Source organism: Comamonas aquatilis (assembly GCF_965139575.1).
In the GTDB taxonomy this organism is placed as follows: domain Bacteria; phylum Pseudomonadota; class Gammaproteobacteria; order Burkholderiales; family Burkholderiaceae_C; genus Comamonas; species Comamonas aquatilis.
The window spans coordinates 20,212-36,118 of record NZ_CBCSIW010000016.1 but is presented as its reverse complement, the minus strand read 5'-3'; the positions used below and the strand labels follow the sequence as shown (position 1 = coordinate 36,118).

Here is a 15,907-nt window from a genome sequence, read left to right as displayed (position 1 = left end):
CGGCAATAATTGCTTTCAGAGTTCTATTTTTGAAACGATGAAACTACCCGACCTCAACGAGCTGTACTACTTTGCCCAGGTGGTGGAACACGGCGGCTTTGCGCCTGCGGGCCGTGCCCTGGGTCTGCCCAAGTCCAAGCTCAGCCGCCGCGTGGCCTTGCTGGAAGAGCGGCTGGGCGTCCAGTTGCTGCTGCGCTCCACCCGCAGCTTTGCCGTCACCGAGGTGGGCAAGCGCTATTACGAGCACTGCCGCGCCATGTTGACCGAGGCCGAAGCCGCCGAGGAATCGGTGGCGCTGATCCAGTCCGAGCCCTGCGGCCTGGTGCGCCTGAGCTGCCCCGTGGCCTTGCTGGCCGCACGCGTGGGTGCCATGCTGGCCGACTTCATGCTGCAGTACCCGCGCGTGCAGTTGCAGGTGGATGAAACCAATCGCCGGGTGGATGTGGTGGCCGAAGGCCTGGATCTGGCGATTCGCGTGCGCCCGCCGCCGCTGCAGGACAGCGATCTGGTGCTGCGCACGCTGGCCGAACGCCGCCAGTGCCTGGTGGCTGCACCGGCGCTGCTGCAGCAATGCGGTCAGGCGGCCGGGCCCATGGATTTATCGCACTGGCCCAGCCTGGACATGGGCACGCCACAGGAAGCGCACCGCTGGCAGCTTTACGGCCCCGACGGCAACCGTGCCGAGGTACGCCACAGCCCGCGCTTTGTCACGCAATCCATGCTGGCGCTGCGCGACGCTGCCATGGCCGGCGTGGGCGTGGTGCAGCTGCCCAGCATGTTTGTACGCGACGATCTGCGCAGCGGCACGCTGGTGCAGGTGCTGCCAGGCTGGGAGCCGCGTGCCGAGATCATCCACGCCGTCTATGCCTCGCGCCGGGGGCAGTTGCCTGCGGTGCGGGCGCTGCTCGATCACCTGGCGGCGGCCTTCAAAGCCATGGGCGAGGAATAGCGGCAGGGCCTGGCGCCGAGCGCCTGCCATTCACCTGCACGCGCTGTTTCCTTTTGGGCAGCGCAGCATCCAGCACAATGCAGTCCCGTCACGGCACCGAGCTAAAAACTTCAGTCCAACTCGCCGGTAATGCTTGATATACGGACGTAGCGCTAACCTTTTTAATAGCAAAACCCATGAGCATCCATAGCTTTACCCTGCCCTTCTACACCATTGGCGAATTTGACGGACTGAGCGGTGACGACACCACGCGCACCGCGCATATCGACTTTCCGCAGGCCTTTCTGCCCGTGGCCGCCACGCTGCGCTCCGCCCGCCAGTGGCTGCTGGAGCAGCATGCCGATACCGACATGGAATGCGCCGCCGAGCTGCCGCTGCGCGGCTTTTTCAGCTTCGACGGCCCGCAAGGCAAGCAAGGCCAGAATGTGGACAGCGCACAGCTGGTAGCCATTGACGACGGCTTTGTGCTGCGCACCAGCCTGGACAACGGCGTGTGTGTTGAAACCGATGTGCTGGCGCTGGACGGCATCGCCTGAAGCCGGGCGGATCATTTCCGCCAAAATCAAGCAAAAATAGCTGCCAGCCTTTTACATACAGGCGCTGGCAGCTATTGTTTTTTCGGGCTTACATCAGCACCGCTTCTATATCTTCGGCCAGCTTTTCCGGCTTGTCCTGGGGCGCGTAACGGCGCACCACCTGGCCGTCGCGGGCGAGCAGAAACTTGGTGAAATTCCACTTGATGGACTTGGTGCCCAGCACGCCCGGCGCTTCGCTGCACAGCCAGCGGTACAGCGGGTGCGCGCCATCGCCGTTGACCTCGATCTTGTGCATGAGGGGAAAGCTCACGCCAAAGTTCAGCTCGCAAAAGCTGGCGATTTCATCGTCCGAGCCTTTTTCCTGCGCACCAAACTGATTGCAGGGAAAGCCCAGCACCACCAGGCCCTGGTCCGCATACTTTTCATGCAGGGCCTGCAACCCCTTGTACTGCGGCGTGAAGCCGCAGGCACTGGCCGTGTTGACAATCAGCAATACCTTGCCCCGGTACTGCGACAGGGGCACGCTCTGCCCCTTGATGTCCATGGCTTCAAAGTCAAAAACGCTTTGCGCTGTGCTGCTCATGCGGCCCTCCCGTTTGGGCTGATGTGAAGCGACAAGCTTACGCCAAGCCGCAAAGCACCGATGCCCGGCACGCCATGCGTTGAGAACGTGTTGACCGCGTGCCGATGCCACCCTAGGCGGTTTTGCCGCCGGCGCAGTGCCAGCCGCCAAAATACCGGGGCTGTCTGCGTAGAAAAGACCGCCACCCCAAGCAAACTGCCTTGATTTTGGGCATTCTTTGCGCTTTCGCCAATCCGCAGCCCAGTGCTGCCCTGCACCGTGCGCCTGTCCGTGAACGATTTCAAAGAAAAACTGGTGGCCTCCATGGCTGCGCTATGGATGCGCTGGCGCGCCAGCGCCCTGGGCCAGCGCATTGCCGAGCTGCCCTGGTGGCGCCGCCTGCCCACAGGGCGCGAATGGCTGTGGTTTGCGGCGGCAGTGCCGGCCCTGTCCCTGCTTTATGTGCTGCTGCTGATTCCGTTCACACCCAGCATCAGCGATCTGCGCAAGGCCAAGCTGGAGCAGCCGGCGCAAATCCTCAGCGCCGACGGCAAGCTGATCGGCGAGTTCAAGCGCAGCAACCGCCAGTGGGTGCCGCTGGCGCAGATTTCGCCCTCGGTGGTGAAGGCCCTGGTGTCTACCGAAGACCACCGCTTCTACCAGCACCACGGCATGGATTTCACGCGCACCGTGGGCTCGATGATTCACACGCTGGGCGGCAATCCGCAAGGCGGCTCCACCATCACGCAGCAGCTGGCGCGCAATCTCTACCCCACGGAAATCGGCCGAGCGCGCAACCTCAACCGCAAATTGAAGGAAGCCATCACGGCCTTCAAGATCGAGGCGCTCTATACCAAGGACGAGATTCTCGAGACCTATCTGAACACCGTGCCTTTTCTCTACAACGCCTATGGCATAGAGATGGCAGCGCGCACCTATTTCGACAAGCCGGCGGCCAAGCTCTCGGTGCTGGAAAGTGCCACCCTGGTAGGCATGCTCAAGGGCAATGCCTATTACAACCCGGTGATGAATCCGGACCGCGCCATCTCGCGCCGCAACACGGTGCTGGCGCAGATGGTCAAGCGCGGCGAGCTCAAGGACGATGAGTTCGAGCGGCTCAAAAAACGCCCCATGCGCCTGAACTTCGAGCGCCAGGAAGAGCCCACGGGCATGGCTCCGCATTTTTCGCAGCAGCTGCGCAAATGGCTGATCGCCTGGGCCGACAAGAACGACTACAACATCTACACCGACGGCCTGATCGTGCGCACCACCCTGGATTCGCGCCTGCAGAGCTGGGCCCAGCAGGCGGTGAACCGCCAGATGCAGACGCTGCAAGGCATCACCAACAACAATTGGAACCACGCCGACGGCTGGAATGCCAACAACCCGCTGGTAGTGCAACTGGTGCGCGAAAGCGATGCCTTTCGCAAGCTCGTCAAAAACGCCAAGGCCGAGAGCCTGAGCGAGCAGGACGCCATCAAAAAACTGCTGGCCGACAAGAGCTTCATGAAGGAGTTGCGCACGGACAAGACGCGCATACAGGCCGGCTTTGTGGCCATGGACCCGCGTACCTCGGCCGTGCTGGCCTGGGTGGGCAGCCGCGACTATGCGCTGGATGCCTTCGACCATGTGGCACAGGCGCGCCGCCAGCCCGGCTCCACCTTCAAGCCCTTTGTCTACGGCGCAGCCCTCAAGGACGGCCTAAAGCCCGAGGACAAGCGCCGGGACGAGGCGGTGGAAATCGCTCTGCCCGGCGGCGAGATCTGGCGCCCCTCCGATGCCTCAGCCCCCACGGGCGTGGAACTCACGCTCAAGGATGCCCTGGCCTATTCCAAGAACACGGTGACCGCCAAGCTGATGCAGGAAGTCGGCCCGGCCTCTGTCATCAAACTGGCGCAAAGCCTGGGCGTACGCCAAAGCCCACTGGAGGCCGTGCCGGCTCTGGCCCTGGGTGCCAGCCCGGTCACGCTGCTGGAGATGGTCAACGCCTATGGAAGTCTGGCCAACCAAGGCGGCTATATAGCGCCGCAGCTGGTCACCCGCATCGAGAATTCCGACGGCGAAGTGCTGGCCGAATTTGCCCCGCCCAAGCCCCAGCAGGCCTGGGATGAGGAAGACAACTACGCCCTGGTGGACATGTTGCGCGGCGTGATAGACAAAGGCACGGGCCGCGCCATTCGCCGGCAATACGGCATACGCGCCGATGTGGCCGGCAAGACCGGCACCACCCAGGGCAATGCCGACGGCTGGTTCATCCTCATGCATCCGCAGATCGTGACCGGTGCCTGGGCCGGCTTCAACGATGCGCGCATCACCATCAAGAGCGATCTCTGGGGCCAGGGCGCGCGCAGTGCCCTGCCCATGGTGGGCGACTTCATGCACCGCGCGCTGGCCAGCCCGCTGCTCAATGCCAAGGCCCAGTTTGTCCAGCCCGAGTCCAGCCACTGGTGGGGCAATCTGGCGGATCGCCTGCGCGAAAAGCTGCAGCAATGGGTAGGTACCGACGAGGACGCCGGCAAGGACGAGGGCAAGGCTCCGCCACCCGCCAGACCGCAGCCCGCCGACACCCCAGTGGAAGTTGAGGAGAGCACGCCCGCCCTGCCCTCTTCCAATGCTTCGGCGGCGCCGCCGCCTGCGCAGGGCCAGGACGGCCCGGATCTGGATACCAGCCCGGGGCTGGCCCCGCCGTCTGCGCAACCCTCTCCAACGCCATCGCAGCCGGGGTCGTCCACGCCGCCCGGCTGGAGCGATGTGGGCACGCAGCTGCCACCCCTGGCTCCGTTACCCGTCCCGGCAACACCGCAGTAAGCGCTTGATTTCACGACAAAGGGCCAGGCTGCAGGCGCGCCTGCAGCCTTTTGCCCTACTGGGCTGTTGAGAAGCTGTTCCAATACCGGCCTGGCCTTGCCCTGTGCGACCTATCCGGTTCACCTGTGCGAGGCCTTCTTGCGCGCCCTCACTACCGTGCAGTGTGCCGCGCCGAACCGGAGCCTCCATGACCGCCAATACACCAACGCTCGTCACCTTCGTCATCTACCTGCTGGCCATGTTTGCCATAGGCTGGATGGGATACAAAGCCACTTCCAGCCTCTCCGATTACATTCTGGGCGGGCGCAGCCTGGGCCCTGTGGTCACCGCGCTCTCGGCCGGTGCCTCGGACATGAGCGGCTGGCTGCTGATGGGCCTGCCGGGTGCCGTGTTCGTGCAAGGCCTGTCGGCCTCGTGGATTGCCATAGGCCTGTGCCTGGGCGCCTGGTTGAACTGGCGATTTGTGGCGGCGCGTCTGCGCGTCTATACCGAGAAAGTGGGCAATGCGCTGACGCTGCCCGACTACTTCACCAACCGCTTTGAAGACCGCAGCAATCTGCTGCGCATCGTCACCGCCATGGTGATTCTGGTGTTCTTCACGATTTACTGCGCCTCGGGCGTGGTGGCCGGTGCCCGCCTGTTCGAGAGCATGTTCGGCATGGACTACCAGACCGCCCTGTGGGTGGGCGCCATCGCCACCATGGCCTATGTCTTCATCGGCGGCTTTCTGGCCGTGAGCTGGACGGACACCATCCAGGCCTCGCTGATGATCACGGCGCTGATTCTGGCACCGCTGATGGTCATCTACGCCGACGGCGGCGTGGGCGCCAGCACGGCCATCATCGCGACCGCCCGCAGCGGCGCCTTCGACATGTTCCAGGGCCAGACGGTGATTGCCGTGATCTCGCTGCTGGCCTGGGGCCTGGGCTACTTCGGCCAGCCCCACATTCTGGTGCGCTTCATGGCGGCGGAATCCCTCAAAACCATTCCCCATGCCCGCCGTATCGGCATGAGCTGGATGGTGCTGTGCCTGGGCGGTGCCGTGTCCGTGGGCTTTTTCGGTATCGCCTTTTTCGGCAGCCGCCCCGATCTGGCCGTGGGCGTGAACGGCAACGCCGAAACCGTGTTCCTGGAAGTCGCCAAGCTGCTGTTCAACCCCTGGATCAGCGGCGTGCTGCTGGCTGCCGTGCTGGCCGCCGTGATGAGCACCCTGTCCTGCCAGCTGCTGGTCTGCTCCAGCGCCCTGACGCAAGACATCTACAAAACCTTTTTGCGCAAGCAGGCCAGCCAGAAAGAGCTGGTCTGGTTCGGCCGCGCCATGGTGTTTGCCATTGCCGTTATCGCCATCGTAATTGCGCAAGACCCGGACAGCAAGGTGCTGGGCATGGTCAGCAATGCCTGGGCAGGCTTTGGCGCGGCGTTCGGCCCGCTGGTGCTGCTGTCGCTGCTGTGGGGTCGCATGACGCGCAACGGCGCCCTGGCCGGCATGATCGTGGGCGCCGTGACGGTGCTGGTCTGGCAGAACTACCAGTGGTTCAAGCTCTATGAGATCGTGCCAGGCTTTGCACTGTCCAGCCTGGCCATCGTCGTGGTCAGCCTGCTGGGCAAAGCGCCTTCGGCAGCGGTGCAGAAAACCCATGCCGAGGTGAACCTCGAGATCGTCATGCACGGCGAATAAACATCGCCGTCTGCTGGCAAAAAGCCCCGCCTGCTGTGCTGCCGGCGGGGCTTTTTTATGGAACTTGTCCCATCGCGACAACAGCCGCAGCGGCGTTTAACGCGTGTGGCTGATGCTGGTGTCGATGGTGCCAAACACCGTGACGCCGCTTTGGCTGCTTTGGCCCGATTGTGTGGGGGTGGTGCCTGAGCAGGCGGTCAGTGCGGCCGTCAGCAAGGCGGCGGCTGCCAATGAAATCCAGGTTCGCATATATCTCTCCAGTACGCCCGACTCGGTATTCGGGACCATTACCCCCATGGTAACCCCTAGAAAAATACCCCGGGTCGGCACAGTGGAGCTGAGGTATTTCAGAGTGTAAACACACTCGAAAATTGGTTGAATTTGTGCTCAAGCCCAATGCAATCAAGTGCATGAAGCTATCGAATCAGGAGTTATCTCAAGCTTCCAGATACAGCTGCGCCAGGCGCTCGCGCGCGGCACGGTCCACACCCAGCACCTCGGTCAGATAGCGGTCCACCGAGCCGCTTTGAGCGCGTACCACATCGACCGAAGCCATCAGATAGGAAGGCTGCACGCGCCACAAGGCGTCCAGCACCTCTTCGGACATGTTGCCGTACATCGACGCCGGACGTTTGAACAGCTGGTTGGTCAGCAGATAGTCTTCCATGATCTGCTGCTCATCCACACCCAGTGCGGTCAGCAGCAGCAAGGCCGCCCAACCCGTGCGGTCCTTGCCGGCCGTGCAGTGAAAGACCAGCGGTTCATCGCTGACCTGCAGCAGGGCAAAGAACTCGGCAAAGCGGTGGCCGTAGACGCTCACAAAGCTGCGGTAAGTGTCGTGCATCAGCTCCTCGGTGGTGCCTGCCGTCAACTCCTCGCCCTGGCTCATCATGGCCTGGGCACGCTGCACCACGGTGGGCTCCACCACCAGGGCATGGCGGGCAATGCTGGGCCACTGGTAGGCCAGATGCTGGCTCTCGCCCGAGCCGCGAAAATCGGCGCTGCGCTTCACACCCAGAGTTTGGAGCTGGGCCAGATCCTCGGGCGTCAGGTGGGCCAGGTGGGCCGAGCGATACAGCTTGCGCCAGTGCAGGCTGCGCCCGTCCAGCCCCCGGTAACCGCCCAGGTCGCGGAAGTTGGAAGCACCAGACAGGGCAATGGGGCGGCTGGGGTCTGGGGCCTCAGCGGTTGCGACCGAGGTCGCCAGCAGATCGTCGTTCAGTTGCATAACAAGATTTATAGCTGATTGCCGAGTAGCGCCTGTGTCGCAAAGGTCACCTCCGAAAAAGCAGCGGGCAGGCATGGGCAGCATCGAGCGGCACAGCCGGGCACAAAAAAGCCCCGTGCAGCTCAGACGGCTGCACGGGGCTTGATCGCACCGGTGGGCGGATCAGCTCACGTGCTTTCCGACAATGCCGGCGAGTTCGAACATGCTGACCTGATCCTTGCCGAACACCGGCTTGAGCTTGGCATCGGCGTTGATGGCGCGCTTGTCCTTGGCATCCTGCAAGCCGTTGGCCTTGATGTAGTCCCACAGCTTCTTGATCACTTCGGGGCGCGATGTCGCCTCGCCGCCGATCACCGCCGCCAGCTCGGCACTGGGCTTGAGCGTGGCGCTTACGGTGCGGGGCTTTTTGACGGCTGGAGTCTTGGCAGCCGTCTTGCTCGCAGCCTTGGTGGTTTTTGCAGCCGCTTTTTTGGCTGCAGCGCCCGTCTTGCTTGTGCCAGCAGCTGCAGTCTTGGTAGCAGCAGCACCGGCGGTCTTGCGAGCCGGGTACTTGCTTTCGCGCTGCTCGAACTCGAAGTTGACCTTGCCCGCAGCCGCATCCCAGACCAGGAAGGCCTTGAAGTTGCGGCGGGTGCGGTTGGAGACGAACTTCTCCAGCAGATCGGTCTTGCCTGCAGACAGCAGCTTGCTCATCTGCTCGCGCTCAATGGGCTGCTGCAGGATGATCTGGCCGCTCTTGAAGGTGCAGCTGGGCGTGGCCTGCGTCAGCGTGGGTACGGCCTTGCTGCAGACATAGTTGGCACCGTGCTCGAACACCGGCGAGCCGCATACCGGGCAATTGCCCAGGCTTTCCTGAGCCGAGAAATCCACCAGCTCGCCCGATTCTTCGTCGGCCTTGTCGTCGCCGAAGTCGAACTCGAACTTGTAGTTGCCGTTTTCCTCGTCACGCACGATGGTCACTTCGGCCACAAACGGCCAGCCGGCCTTGGAGCGGAAGCCGTCCAGCGGGCCGATGCGGCGGTCGCGCAGCAAGGCCTCGGCCTCGGCTGTTTCAAAAGTGCGGCCGGCTGGCGATTTGGTGAACGAGAAGCCGCAGCCTGCACCGTTGCCGTCTGCGCCCGTGCAGGCGTAGCGGCGGTAGTTTTCCTTGACCACGCCACCGCAGTTGGGACATGGCGTTTGCAGCGTGGCGTAGTCACCGGGAATGGTGTCGCGGTCGTATTCCTTGGCTTTCTTGACCAGCTTTTCGGTCATGGCCTGAATCTGCTGCATAAAGGCTTCGCGCGAGAGCTGGCCTTTTTCCATTTGCGAGAGCTTGAACTCCCACTCGCCGGTCAGATCGGCGCGGCACAGCTCCTCGACCTGCAGGCCGCGCAGCAGCGTCATCAGCTGGAAGGCCTTGGCCGTGGGAATCAGCTCGCGGCCTTCGCGCAACATGTATTTCTCGGTCAGCAAGCCTTCGATGATGGCCGCGCGCGTGGCAGGCGTGCCCAAGCCTTTTTCCTGCATGGCTTCGCGCAGTTCTTCATCGTCGATCTGCTTGCCGGCGCTTTCCATGGCACCCAGCAGCGTGGCTTCGGAGTAGCGTGCCGGCGGCTTGGTTTTCAGGCCCTTCACATCGGCATGGTCGGCGCGCGGCTGCTCGCCGGGCTTCACCGCGACCAGAGGCTGGCCCTTGTCGCCTTCCTTGGCGTCTTCCACCTCATTGGCGGCTTCCTTGCCGTAAATCGCCAGCCAGCCCGGTTTGACCAGCACCTTGCCTTCGGTCTTGAAGCTGTATTGCTCCACCTTGCTGATGCGGGTGGTGACCTGGTATTCAGCGCTGGGGAAGAACACGGCCATGAAGCGGCGCACGACCAGGTCGTACAGCTTTTGCTCGGCCTCGGACAGTCCCGATGGTGCCTGCAGCGTGGGGATGATGGCAAAGTGATCCGACACCTTGCTGTTGTCGAAAATACGCTTGCTCGGGCGGATGTAGTTGTCGTTGATGGCCTGCTGGGCAAAGGGCGCCAGATGGCGCATGCCGCTGGTGGCCAGCATGTCGAAGGTCTGCTTGGCCACGGGCAGGTAATCCTCGGGCAGGGCGCGAGAATCGGTACGCGGATAGGTCAGCGCCTTGTGGCGTTCGTACAGGCTTTGGGCCAGGGACAGCGTGGTCTTGGCCGAGAAGCCGAACTTGCCGTTGGCCTCGCGCTGCAGGCTGGTCAGATCGAACAGCAGGGGCGAGGCTTGCGTGGTGGGCTTGCTCTCTTCCGTCACCGTGGCGGGCTTGCCCTTGACGGCGGCGGCAATGGCTTCGGCCTGGGCCTTGTTCCACAGACGATCGGCCCGGGCTTCGGGGTCTTCGCTCTTCTTCCACTGCGTGTCAAACCACTTGCCCAGGTACTGGCCGGCCTGGGCATCGAACGTGCCGTGCACTTCCCAGTAATCACGGACGATGAATTTGCGAATCTTTTCTTCGCGCTCCACCACCAGCGACAAGGTGGGTGTCTGCACCCGGCCCACCGTGGTCAGGAAGAAGCCGCCGTCACGCGAGTTGAAGGCCGTCATGGCACGCGTGCCGTTGATGCCCACCAGCCAGTCGGCCTCGGAGCGGCTGCGCGCGGCGCTGGCCAAACCTTGCATCTGCGCGTCGCTGCGCAGATTGTTGAAGCCGTCACGGATGGCTTGCGGCGTCATGGACTGCAGCCACAGGCGCTTGACGGGCTTGCCCAGACCGCCCTTGGCTCCGCCAGCGTATTGCTCGATCAAACGAAAGATCAACTCCCCTTCGCGGCCCGCGTCACAGGCGTTGATGAGTTCGGTCACATCCTTGCGCTTGGCCTGCTTGACCACGGCGTTCAGACGCGTCTTGGTCTTGTCCACGGGCTTCAAGTCAAAACGCGGGGGAATCACCGGCAGGTTGGCAAAGCTCCATTTGCCACGCTTGACGTCGAATTCCTCGGGCGCCTGAATCTCCACCAGATGGCCGACCGCACTGGTCACCACATAGCTGTCCGATTCAAAGTAGTCATCGTGTTTCTCGAACTTGCCTGCCACAGGGGTCAGTGCACGGACGATGTCCTGTGCAACAGAAGGCTTTTCTGCAATCACCAGGGTTTTAGTCATTGTTTGTTCTCGTCGTCTTTAACCGCCTGCGCTCCGGTGTGGCGCTCAGGCTCATACAATCCGCTTCTCACGCGCGCGTACGCGCACATGTGTGCATATTCAAAGTATCAGAGAAATCATGCCCCGCACATCCCTGGCCCCTTCTGGGGGCCGCCGCATCCAGACTCGACGCTCCGGCGTGCATGGCAAAGGCGTTTTCGCCGTGCAGGATATTGCCGAGGGCGAGACGATTATTGAGTACGTGGGTGAAGTGATTGGCTGGCAGGAGGCACAGGATCGACACCCGCACGACCCCAGCCAGCCCAACCACACGTTTTATTTCCATGTGGACGAAGACCATGTGATCGACGCCACGCACCAGGGAAATTCCTCGCGCTGGATCAACCACAGCTGCGGACCCAATTGCTATACCGACGAGCAAGACGGCCGCATCTTCATCGTGGCGCTACGCAATATCGCGGCCGGCGAAGAGCTGAACTACGACTACGGCCTGATGGTGGAAGAGCGCTACACGCCCAAGCTCAAGGCCGAATATGTCTGCTGGTGCGGAGCATCCAACTGCCGGGGCACCATGCTCGCGCCCAAGCGCGGCTGGCGCCCGCCCATGCCTGGGGATAAATAGCATCTCTTGATGCCCCTCTCTGCTTCGCGCGAGGGGACGGTGCCTTCGCTGCGGGTCGGCCCTTGCCGGGCACTTGTGAGCTGGGGCATGCTTGTTTTAGCCGCCTGCGTTGATGCAGGCCACTTTATGGACAACTGAAATGACTCAGCCCATTCACTGGAATGCCGAAGCCCTGTGGCAGCACATTGCCCCCCAGCTGCCAGGCTTCAGCGTGGAAATTCTGCCCAGCGTGGACTCCAGCAATACCGAACTCATGCGCCGCGCGCGCGACGGCCAGACCGATCCGGTGCTCTTGATTGCAGAGCAGCAGACGGCCGGTCGAGGCCGCCTGGGTCGCCAATGGGTCAGTGGCGTGGGAGATTCGCTGATGTTCTCCCTGGGCCTGCCGCTGACGCCCAGAGATTGGTCAGGCCTGTCTTTAGCCGTGGGTTTGAGCGTGGCCGAGAGCCTGCAGCCCCAGCTGCCGGCCGCAGGCAGCAGCATTCCCAGAATCGGCATCAAATGGCCCAATGATTTGTGGCTGGAAGGCGATCGCAAGCTGGCCGGCATCCTCATCGAAACGGCCAGCTTTGTGGGTAGCCATCAGCACGATGTGCACGCGCCGCGCTATGTGGTGATCGGCATAGGCATCAATATCCGCCCCCGGCCCGGCGACGGCATGCGCACCACGCCGGCCTGTCTGCAGGAGTTCGATGCCGCGCTGGATGCGCCCACGGCCCTGGCCTGCATCTTGCCCAATCTGGTGGCCCAGGTAAAAAGCTTTGCCCACAGCGGTTTCGAGCCCCTGCTGCCACGCTTTGCCCAGCGCGATCTGTTGGCCGGACGCGAAGTGGTGCTCAGCGACGGCAGCACCGGCATGGCCCAGGGCGTGGCTGCCGATGGCGGCTTTCTGGTGCGCACAGCCAGCGGCGTGCAGGCGGTGACCAGCTCCGAGATCAGCGTGCGCCCGGCCAGCAGCCCGCTGCAGGCCTGAACCATGCTGCGACTCGTCTTTTTGCTGCTGGTACTGGCCAATGCCGGCTATTACCTCTGGAGCCACGGCCATCTGGCTGCGCTGGGCGCACAGCAGGCGACTCAATCCGAACCCCAGCGCCTGCTGCAGCAGATTCAACCAGACGCCCTGCGCGTGCTGCAGCCCGGTGAAGTCCCTGCTCCAGCCCTGCCTGCTGCCGTCAAGCCGGTGACAGAAGCTGAAAGCAAGCCGCAAGAAGAGCCTCAAGAGGATGTAAAGCCCCCCAAGACCGAGCCAAAAACCGAGCCCAAGCCCGAAGCCAAAGCAGACGCCAAGGAGGCCGAGAGCTGCTATCTGGCAAGCAATCTTGACGAGCGCCAGGTCAGCCATATCCGTCGCACCCTGGCCGCCAAACCCAAGAGCCAGTGGGAGCTGATACCCAGCCATCAGGGCGGTCGCTGGATGGTGTACATGGGCAAGTTTCCCGATGCCGAGTTTCTGGACCGCAAGCGCGTCGAGCTGCGCCTGATGGACATCGAATTTGACCGTGCCGGAGGCGCCCTGGAGCCCGGCCTGTCCCTGGGTCGTTTCTCCAGCGAAGAAGCCGCACAGCGCCAGCTGGCCACGTTTGCACGCCAGGGCGTGCGCACCGCCCGTGTGGTTCAGGAGCGCGCCGAACTGACCACCTATGCGCTGCGCCTGCCCAAGGCCACGGCCAGCTTCAAACAGGAAGTGACGGCCTTGCTGGGCAAACACCTGGAAGCCAAGGCCTTGCGCGCCTGCCCCAAGTAAAGCCCAGGCGAGCCCTAAACAAAAAGGCCTGCATTGCAGGCCTTTTTCAATGAAATCGACTGCTAACCCAATCAATAAATGGGCCAGCAGCTATCACTTTTAGTCGATCTGAATATTGGCGGCAGCAGCCACCTTCTTCATCTTGGCCACTTCGCTGGCGATCTGCTTGGTGAAAGCAGCGCTCGAGGTGCCCGAAGGATACAGACCTTGCGCGGCCATGCGTTGCTGAACTGCGGGGTCCTGCAGCGCGGCGACGATGGCTTTTTGCACACGCTCCACTTGTGCGGCGGGCGTGTTCTTGGGGGCCACCAGGCCGAACCAGGAAGGATCGTTGAGGTCGGGATGGCCGGTCTGGGCGTAGGTAGGCACATCGGGCAGCACGTCCAGACGCTCATGCCAGGACACGGCCAGGGCGCGCATCTTGCCTGCCTTGATGTGGGGCAGAGAGGCCGCAACCTGGTCAAAGTACACGGGCACCTGACCGCCCAGCACGTCGTTGATGGCAGGGCCGGCACCACGGTAAGGGATGTGGTTCATCTCGGTGCCCGTGCTCTTGAGGAACTGCACGCCCCACATGTGGCCGATGGTGCCGTTGCCAGGCGTGGCATAGGACACCTTGCCGGGGTTGGCCTTGAGGTAGGCCACGAATTCGGCAAAGGTCTTGACGGGGATGAGCTTGGGGTTGATCACGATCACGCCCGGAGCCTTGACGATTTCCGTCACGCCCACAAAGTCCTTGGTGGCGTCGTAAGGCAGCTTCTTGAACACGGCAGGGTTGACGCCGTGGGTGGACAGGGTGGCGATGCCGAAAGTCACGCCGTCGGTGGCACGGGCAATTTCAGCCATGCCGATGGAGCCGCCTGCACCGGCCTTGTTCTCGATCACCACGGCCTGGCCGCCCAGCAGCTTGGGCAGCACGTCCTGCATGTTGCGGGGCACCATGTCGGTGGCGCCGCCAGCAGGGAAAGGCACGATGATGCGCAGAGCGCGCGAAGTGTCCTGGGCCATGGCCAGACCAGGCAAAGAAGAAACCACGGCGGCCGCAGCAGCGGTGTGAATGAAATGACGACGTTGCATCAGAAAGGCTCCCGGATCCAATGAAATACCAAAAGCTTGCCTCCGGGGTGCGCACACCCTACGGGCAAGTCCTATAAAAATTCATTTTAGGGTAAGCAAGTATTTGCCTAGTACGCAGTTTCCGATATGCGCTGCGCAATAAATCGCACCGTAAACCGGGCACCGCAGGGGTTTTGCCCCGGATTGGCGTCTTCCAGCAGCACTTGTGCACCATGTTGGCGCGCAATCTCCTGCACGATGGGCAGACCCAGGCCCGAGCCGTCGGCCTCGGTACCCAGCACGCGGTAAAAAGGCTGAAAGACCAGTTCGCGCTCGGTTTGAGGCACGCCGGGACCGGAATCCTCGACCTGCAGCAGCAGCACCCGGGCAAAGTGGTCTGCCAGCACGCGCACGGTGACCACGCCGGGTGCGCAGCTGCTGGAGGGGGTGTAGTTGATGGCGTTGTCCACCAGATTGCGTATCAGCTCCATCAGCAGCGTGGGATTGGCGTTGAGCCAGACGCCGGGCGCGCCGGCCTCTGCGCCTTCGTAGCCCAGGTCTATGTGCTTGTCCATGGCGCGCGGCAGGCAGTCCAGCACCACTTCGGCGGCCAGCTCCACCAGATTGCAGGCCTGCATGGCCGGCACGGCGCTTTCGGCCCGCGCCAGCGCCAACAGCTGATTGACGGTGTGTGTGGCACGAATGCTGGAGCGGCCGATCTGCATCAGCGAGCGCTTGATTTCCTCAGGGCTTGTGCCTTCGCGCTGAGCCAGATCGGCCTGCATGCGCAGCCCTGCCAGCGGCGTCTTGAGCTGATGGGCGGCATCGGCCAGAAAGCGTTTCTGGGTGGCGATGGAGTCGTCGAGGCGCTCCAGCAAATCGTTGACGGAATCAACCAGCGGCACCACCTCCAGCGGCACATCCTTGTGGTTGATGGGCGAGAGATCCTCGGGCTTGCGGGCGCGTATGCGCTCTTCCAACCGGTGCAGCGGCTTGATGCCGCGCGCCAGCGCCAGCCACACCAGCAGCGCCGCCAGCGGCAGGCTGACGAATTGCGGCAGCATCACGCCCTTGATGATTTCCGTGGCCAGCACGCTGCGCTTTTCGCGGGTCTCTGCCACCTGCACCAAGGCGTGCTGCTCCCCGGGCAGCGGCATGCGCACCCAGATATAGGCCACGCGCAAATCTATGCCTTTGTATTCCTCGTCGCGCAGCAGCACCGTGCCGGTGGCGGGTGCATCCTGCATCTCCGGCGGTCTGGGCAAATCGCGCTCGCCGGCCAGATGCTCGCCCTTGGCACCCAGCACCTGGAAGAACACCGTATCGGAGTCATCGGCACGCAGGATCTCGGTGGCCGATTGCGGCAGATTGAACTGCACCTTGCCGCGCTGCACGATGACCAGCTGGGCCAGGGCCTGGGCGTTGTACTCCAGCGCCCGATCGAAAGGCTTGTTGGCCAGGCCCTGGGCCACCAGCCAGGTCAGCGCCAGGCTGATGGGCCACAGCAGCAGCAAGGGCGTGAGCATCCAGTCCAGGATTTCGCCAAACAGGGATCGCTGCTCACGCTGAAAGATCTTCATGGACAAGCGCTACGTAAGGTCAGAGGCAGCCAGCAA

Annotated in this window: 13 protein-coding genes; 7 read left to right on the top strand and 6 right to left on the bottom strand. The window is 62.9% G+C overall.

Going from position 1 to position 15,907, the window contains the following annotated elements; translation table 11 throughout:
- The first annotated feature begins 37 nt into the window (after nt 1–37).
- Both ACNAZA_RS16590 and ACNAZA_RS16585 read left to right on the top strand, forming a co-directional pair.
- On the top strand, nt 38–949 hold the full coding sequence (locus ACNAZA_RS16590) for a LysR family transcriptional regulator (protein ID WP_415797650.1): 912 nt from the start codon (nt 38–40) through the stop codon (nt 947–949).
- 176 nt (nt 950–1,125) lie between these two features.
- The gene (locus tag ACNAZA_RS16585; protein ID WP_415797649.1) at nt 1,126–1,485 is read left to right on the top strand and encodes a hypothetical protein; all 360 of its coding nucleotides are present in this window, start codon (nt 1,126–1,128) and stop codon (nt 1,483–1,485) included.
- Nucleotides 1,486–1,573: 88 nt separating this feature from the next.
- On the opposite strand, the gene ACNAZA_RS16580 is transcribed toward ACNAZA_RS16585, so the two are convergent.
- Nucleotides 1,574–2,068: a glutathione peroxidase gene (locus ACNAZA_RS16580; protein ID WP_415797648.1), complete on the bottom strand. Its 495-nt coding sequence runs from the start codon at nt 2,066–2,068 to the stop codon at nt 1,574–1,576.
- 318 nt (nt 2,069–2,386) lie between these two features.
- Here ACNAZA_RS16580 and ACNAZA_RS16575 point away from each other — a divergent pair, with 318 nt between their 5' ends.
- Both ACNAZA_RS16575 and putP read left to right on the top strand, forming a co-directional pair.
- Nucleotides 2,387–4,855: a penicillin-binding protein 1A gene (locus ACNAZA_RS16575; protein WP_415797698.1), complete on the top strand. Its 2,469-nt coding sequence runs from the start codon at nt 2,387–2,389 to the stop codon at nt 4,853–4,855.
- A 187-nt stretch (nt 4,856–5,042) separates the two neighbouring features.
- Nucleotides 5,043–6,533, top strand: a complete 1,491-nt coding sequence (putP, locus tag ACNAZA_RS16570; RefSeq protein ID WP_415797647.1) for a sodium/proline symporter PutP — start codon at nt 5,043–5,045, stop codon at nt 6,531–6,533.
- A gap of 96 nt (nt 6,534–6,629) precedes the next feature.
- On the opposite strand, the gene ACNAZA_RS16565 is transcribed toward putP, so the two are convergent.
- The 3 genes from ACNAZA_RS16565 to ACNAZA_RS16555 form a co-directional block, all read right to left on the bottom strand.
- Nucleotides 6,630–6,782 (bottom strand): hypothetical protein, encoded by a 153-nt coding sequence (locus tag ACNAZA_RS16565; RefSeq protein WP_415797645.1) that lies wholly within the window; start codon nt 6,780–6,782, stop codon nt 6,630–6,632.
- Nucleotides 6,783–6,969: 187 nt separating this feature from the next.
- A complete protein-coding gene (locus tag ACNAZA_RS16560; protein ID WP_415797644.1) occupies nt 6,970–7,761 on the bottom strand; it encodes a tyrosine-protein phosphatase in 792 nt (263 codons plus the stop codon).
- A gap of 162 nt (nt 7,762–7,923) precedes the next feature.
- Entirely contained in the window at nt 7,924–10,869 is a 2,946-nt protein-coding gene (locus ACNAZA_RS16555) for a DNA topoisomerase III (RefSeq protein WP_415797643.1), read from the bottom strand.
- Nucleotides 10,870–10,987: 118 nt separating this feature from the next.
- Here ACNAZA_RS16555 and ACNAZA_RS16550 point away from each other — a divergent pair, with 118 nt between their 5' ends.
- From ACNAZA_RS16550 to ACNAZA_RS16540, 3 genes are all read left to right on the top strand, one after another.
- Nucleotides 10,988–11,491 carry an SET domain-containing protein gene (locus ACNAZA_RS16550; protein ID WP_415797642.1) on the top strand — a complete coding sequence of 168 codons (504 nt, stop codon included), beginning with the start codon at nt 10,988–10,990 and terminating at the stop codon, nt 11,489–11,491.
- Nucleotides 11,492–11,630: 139 nt separating this feature from the next.
- A complete protein-coding gene (locus tag ACNAZA_RS16545) occupies nt 11,631–12,464 on the top strand; it encodes a biotin--[acetyl-CoA-carboxylase] ligase (RefSeq protein WP_415797641.1) in 834 nt (277 codons plus the stop codon).
- 3 nt (nt 12,465–12,467) lie between these two features.
- On the top strand, nt 12,468–13,235 hold the full coding sequence (locus tag ACNAZA_RS16540; protein ID WP_415797640.1) for an SPOR domain-containing protein: 768 nt from the start codon (nt 12,468–12,470) through the stop codon (nt 13,233–13,235).
- 99 nt (nt 13,236–13,334) lie between these two features.
- Here the strand turns inward: ACNAZA_RS16540 and ACNAZA_RS16535 are convergent, their stop codons facing one another.
- Both ACNAZA_RS16535 and ACNAZA_RS16530 read right to left on the bottom strand, forming a co-directional pair.
- Entirely contained in the window at nt 13,335–14,312 is a 978-nt protein-coding gene (locus ACNAZA_RS16535) for a tripartite tricarboxylate transporter substrate-binding protein (RefSeq protein WP_415797639.1), read from the bottom strand.
- Between the two features lie 107 nt (nt 14,313–14,419).
- Entirely contained in the window at nt 14,420–15,871 is a 1,452-nt protein-coding gene (locus ACNAZA_RS16530; RefSeq protein WP_415797638.1) for a sensor histidine kinase N-terminal domain-containing protein, read from the bottom strand.
- Nucleotides 15,872–15,907 lie beyond the last annotated feature (36 nt).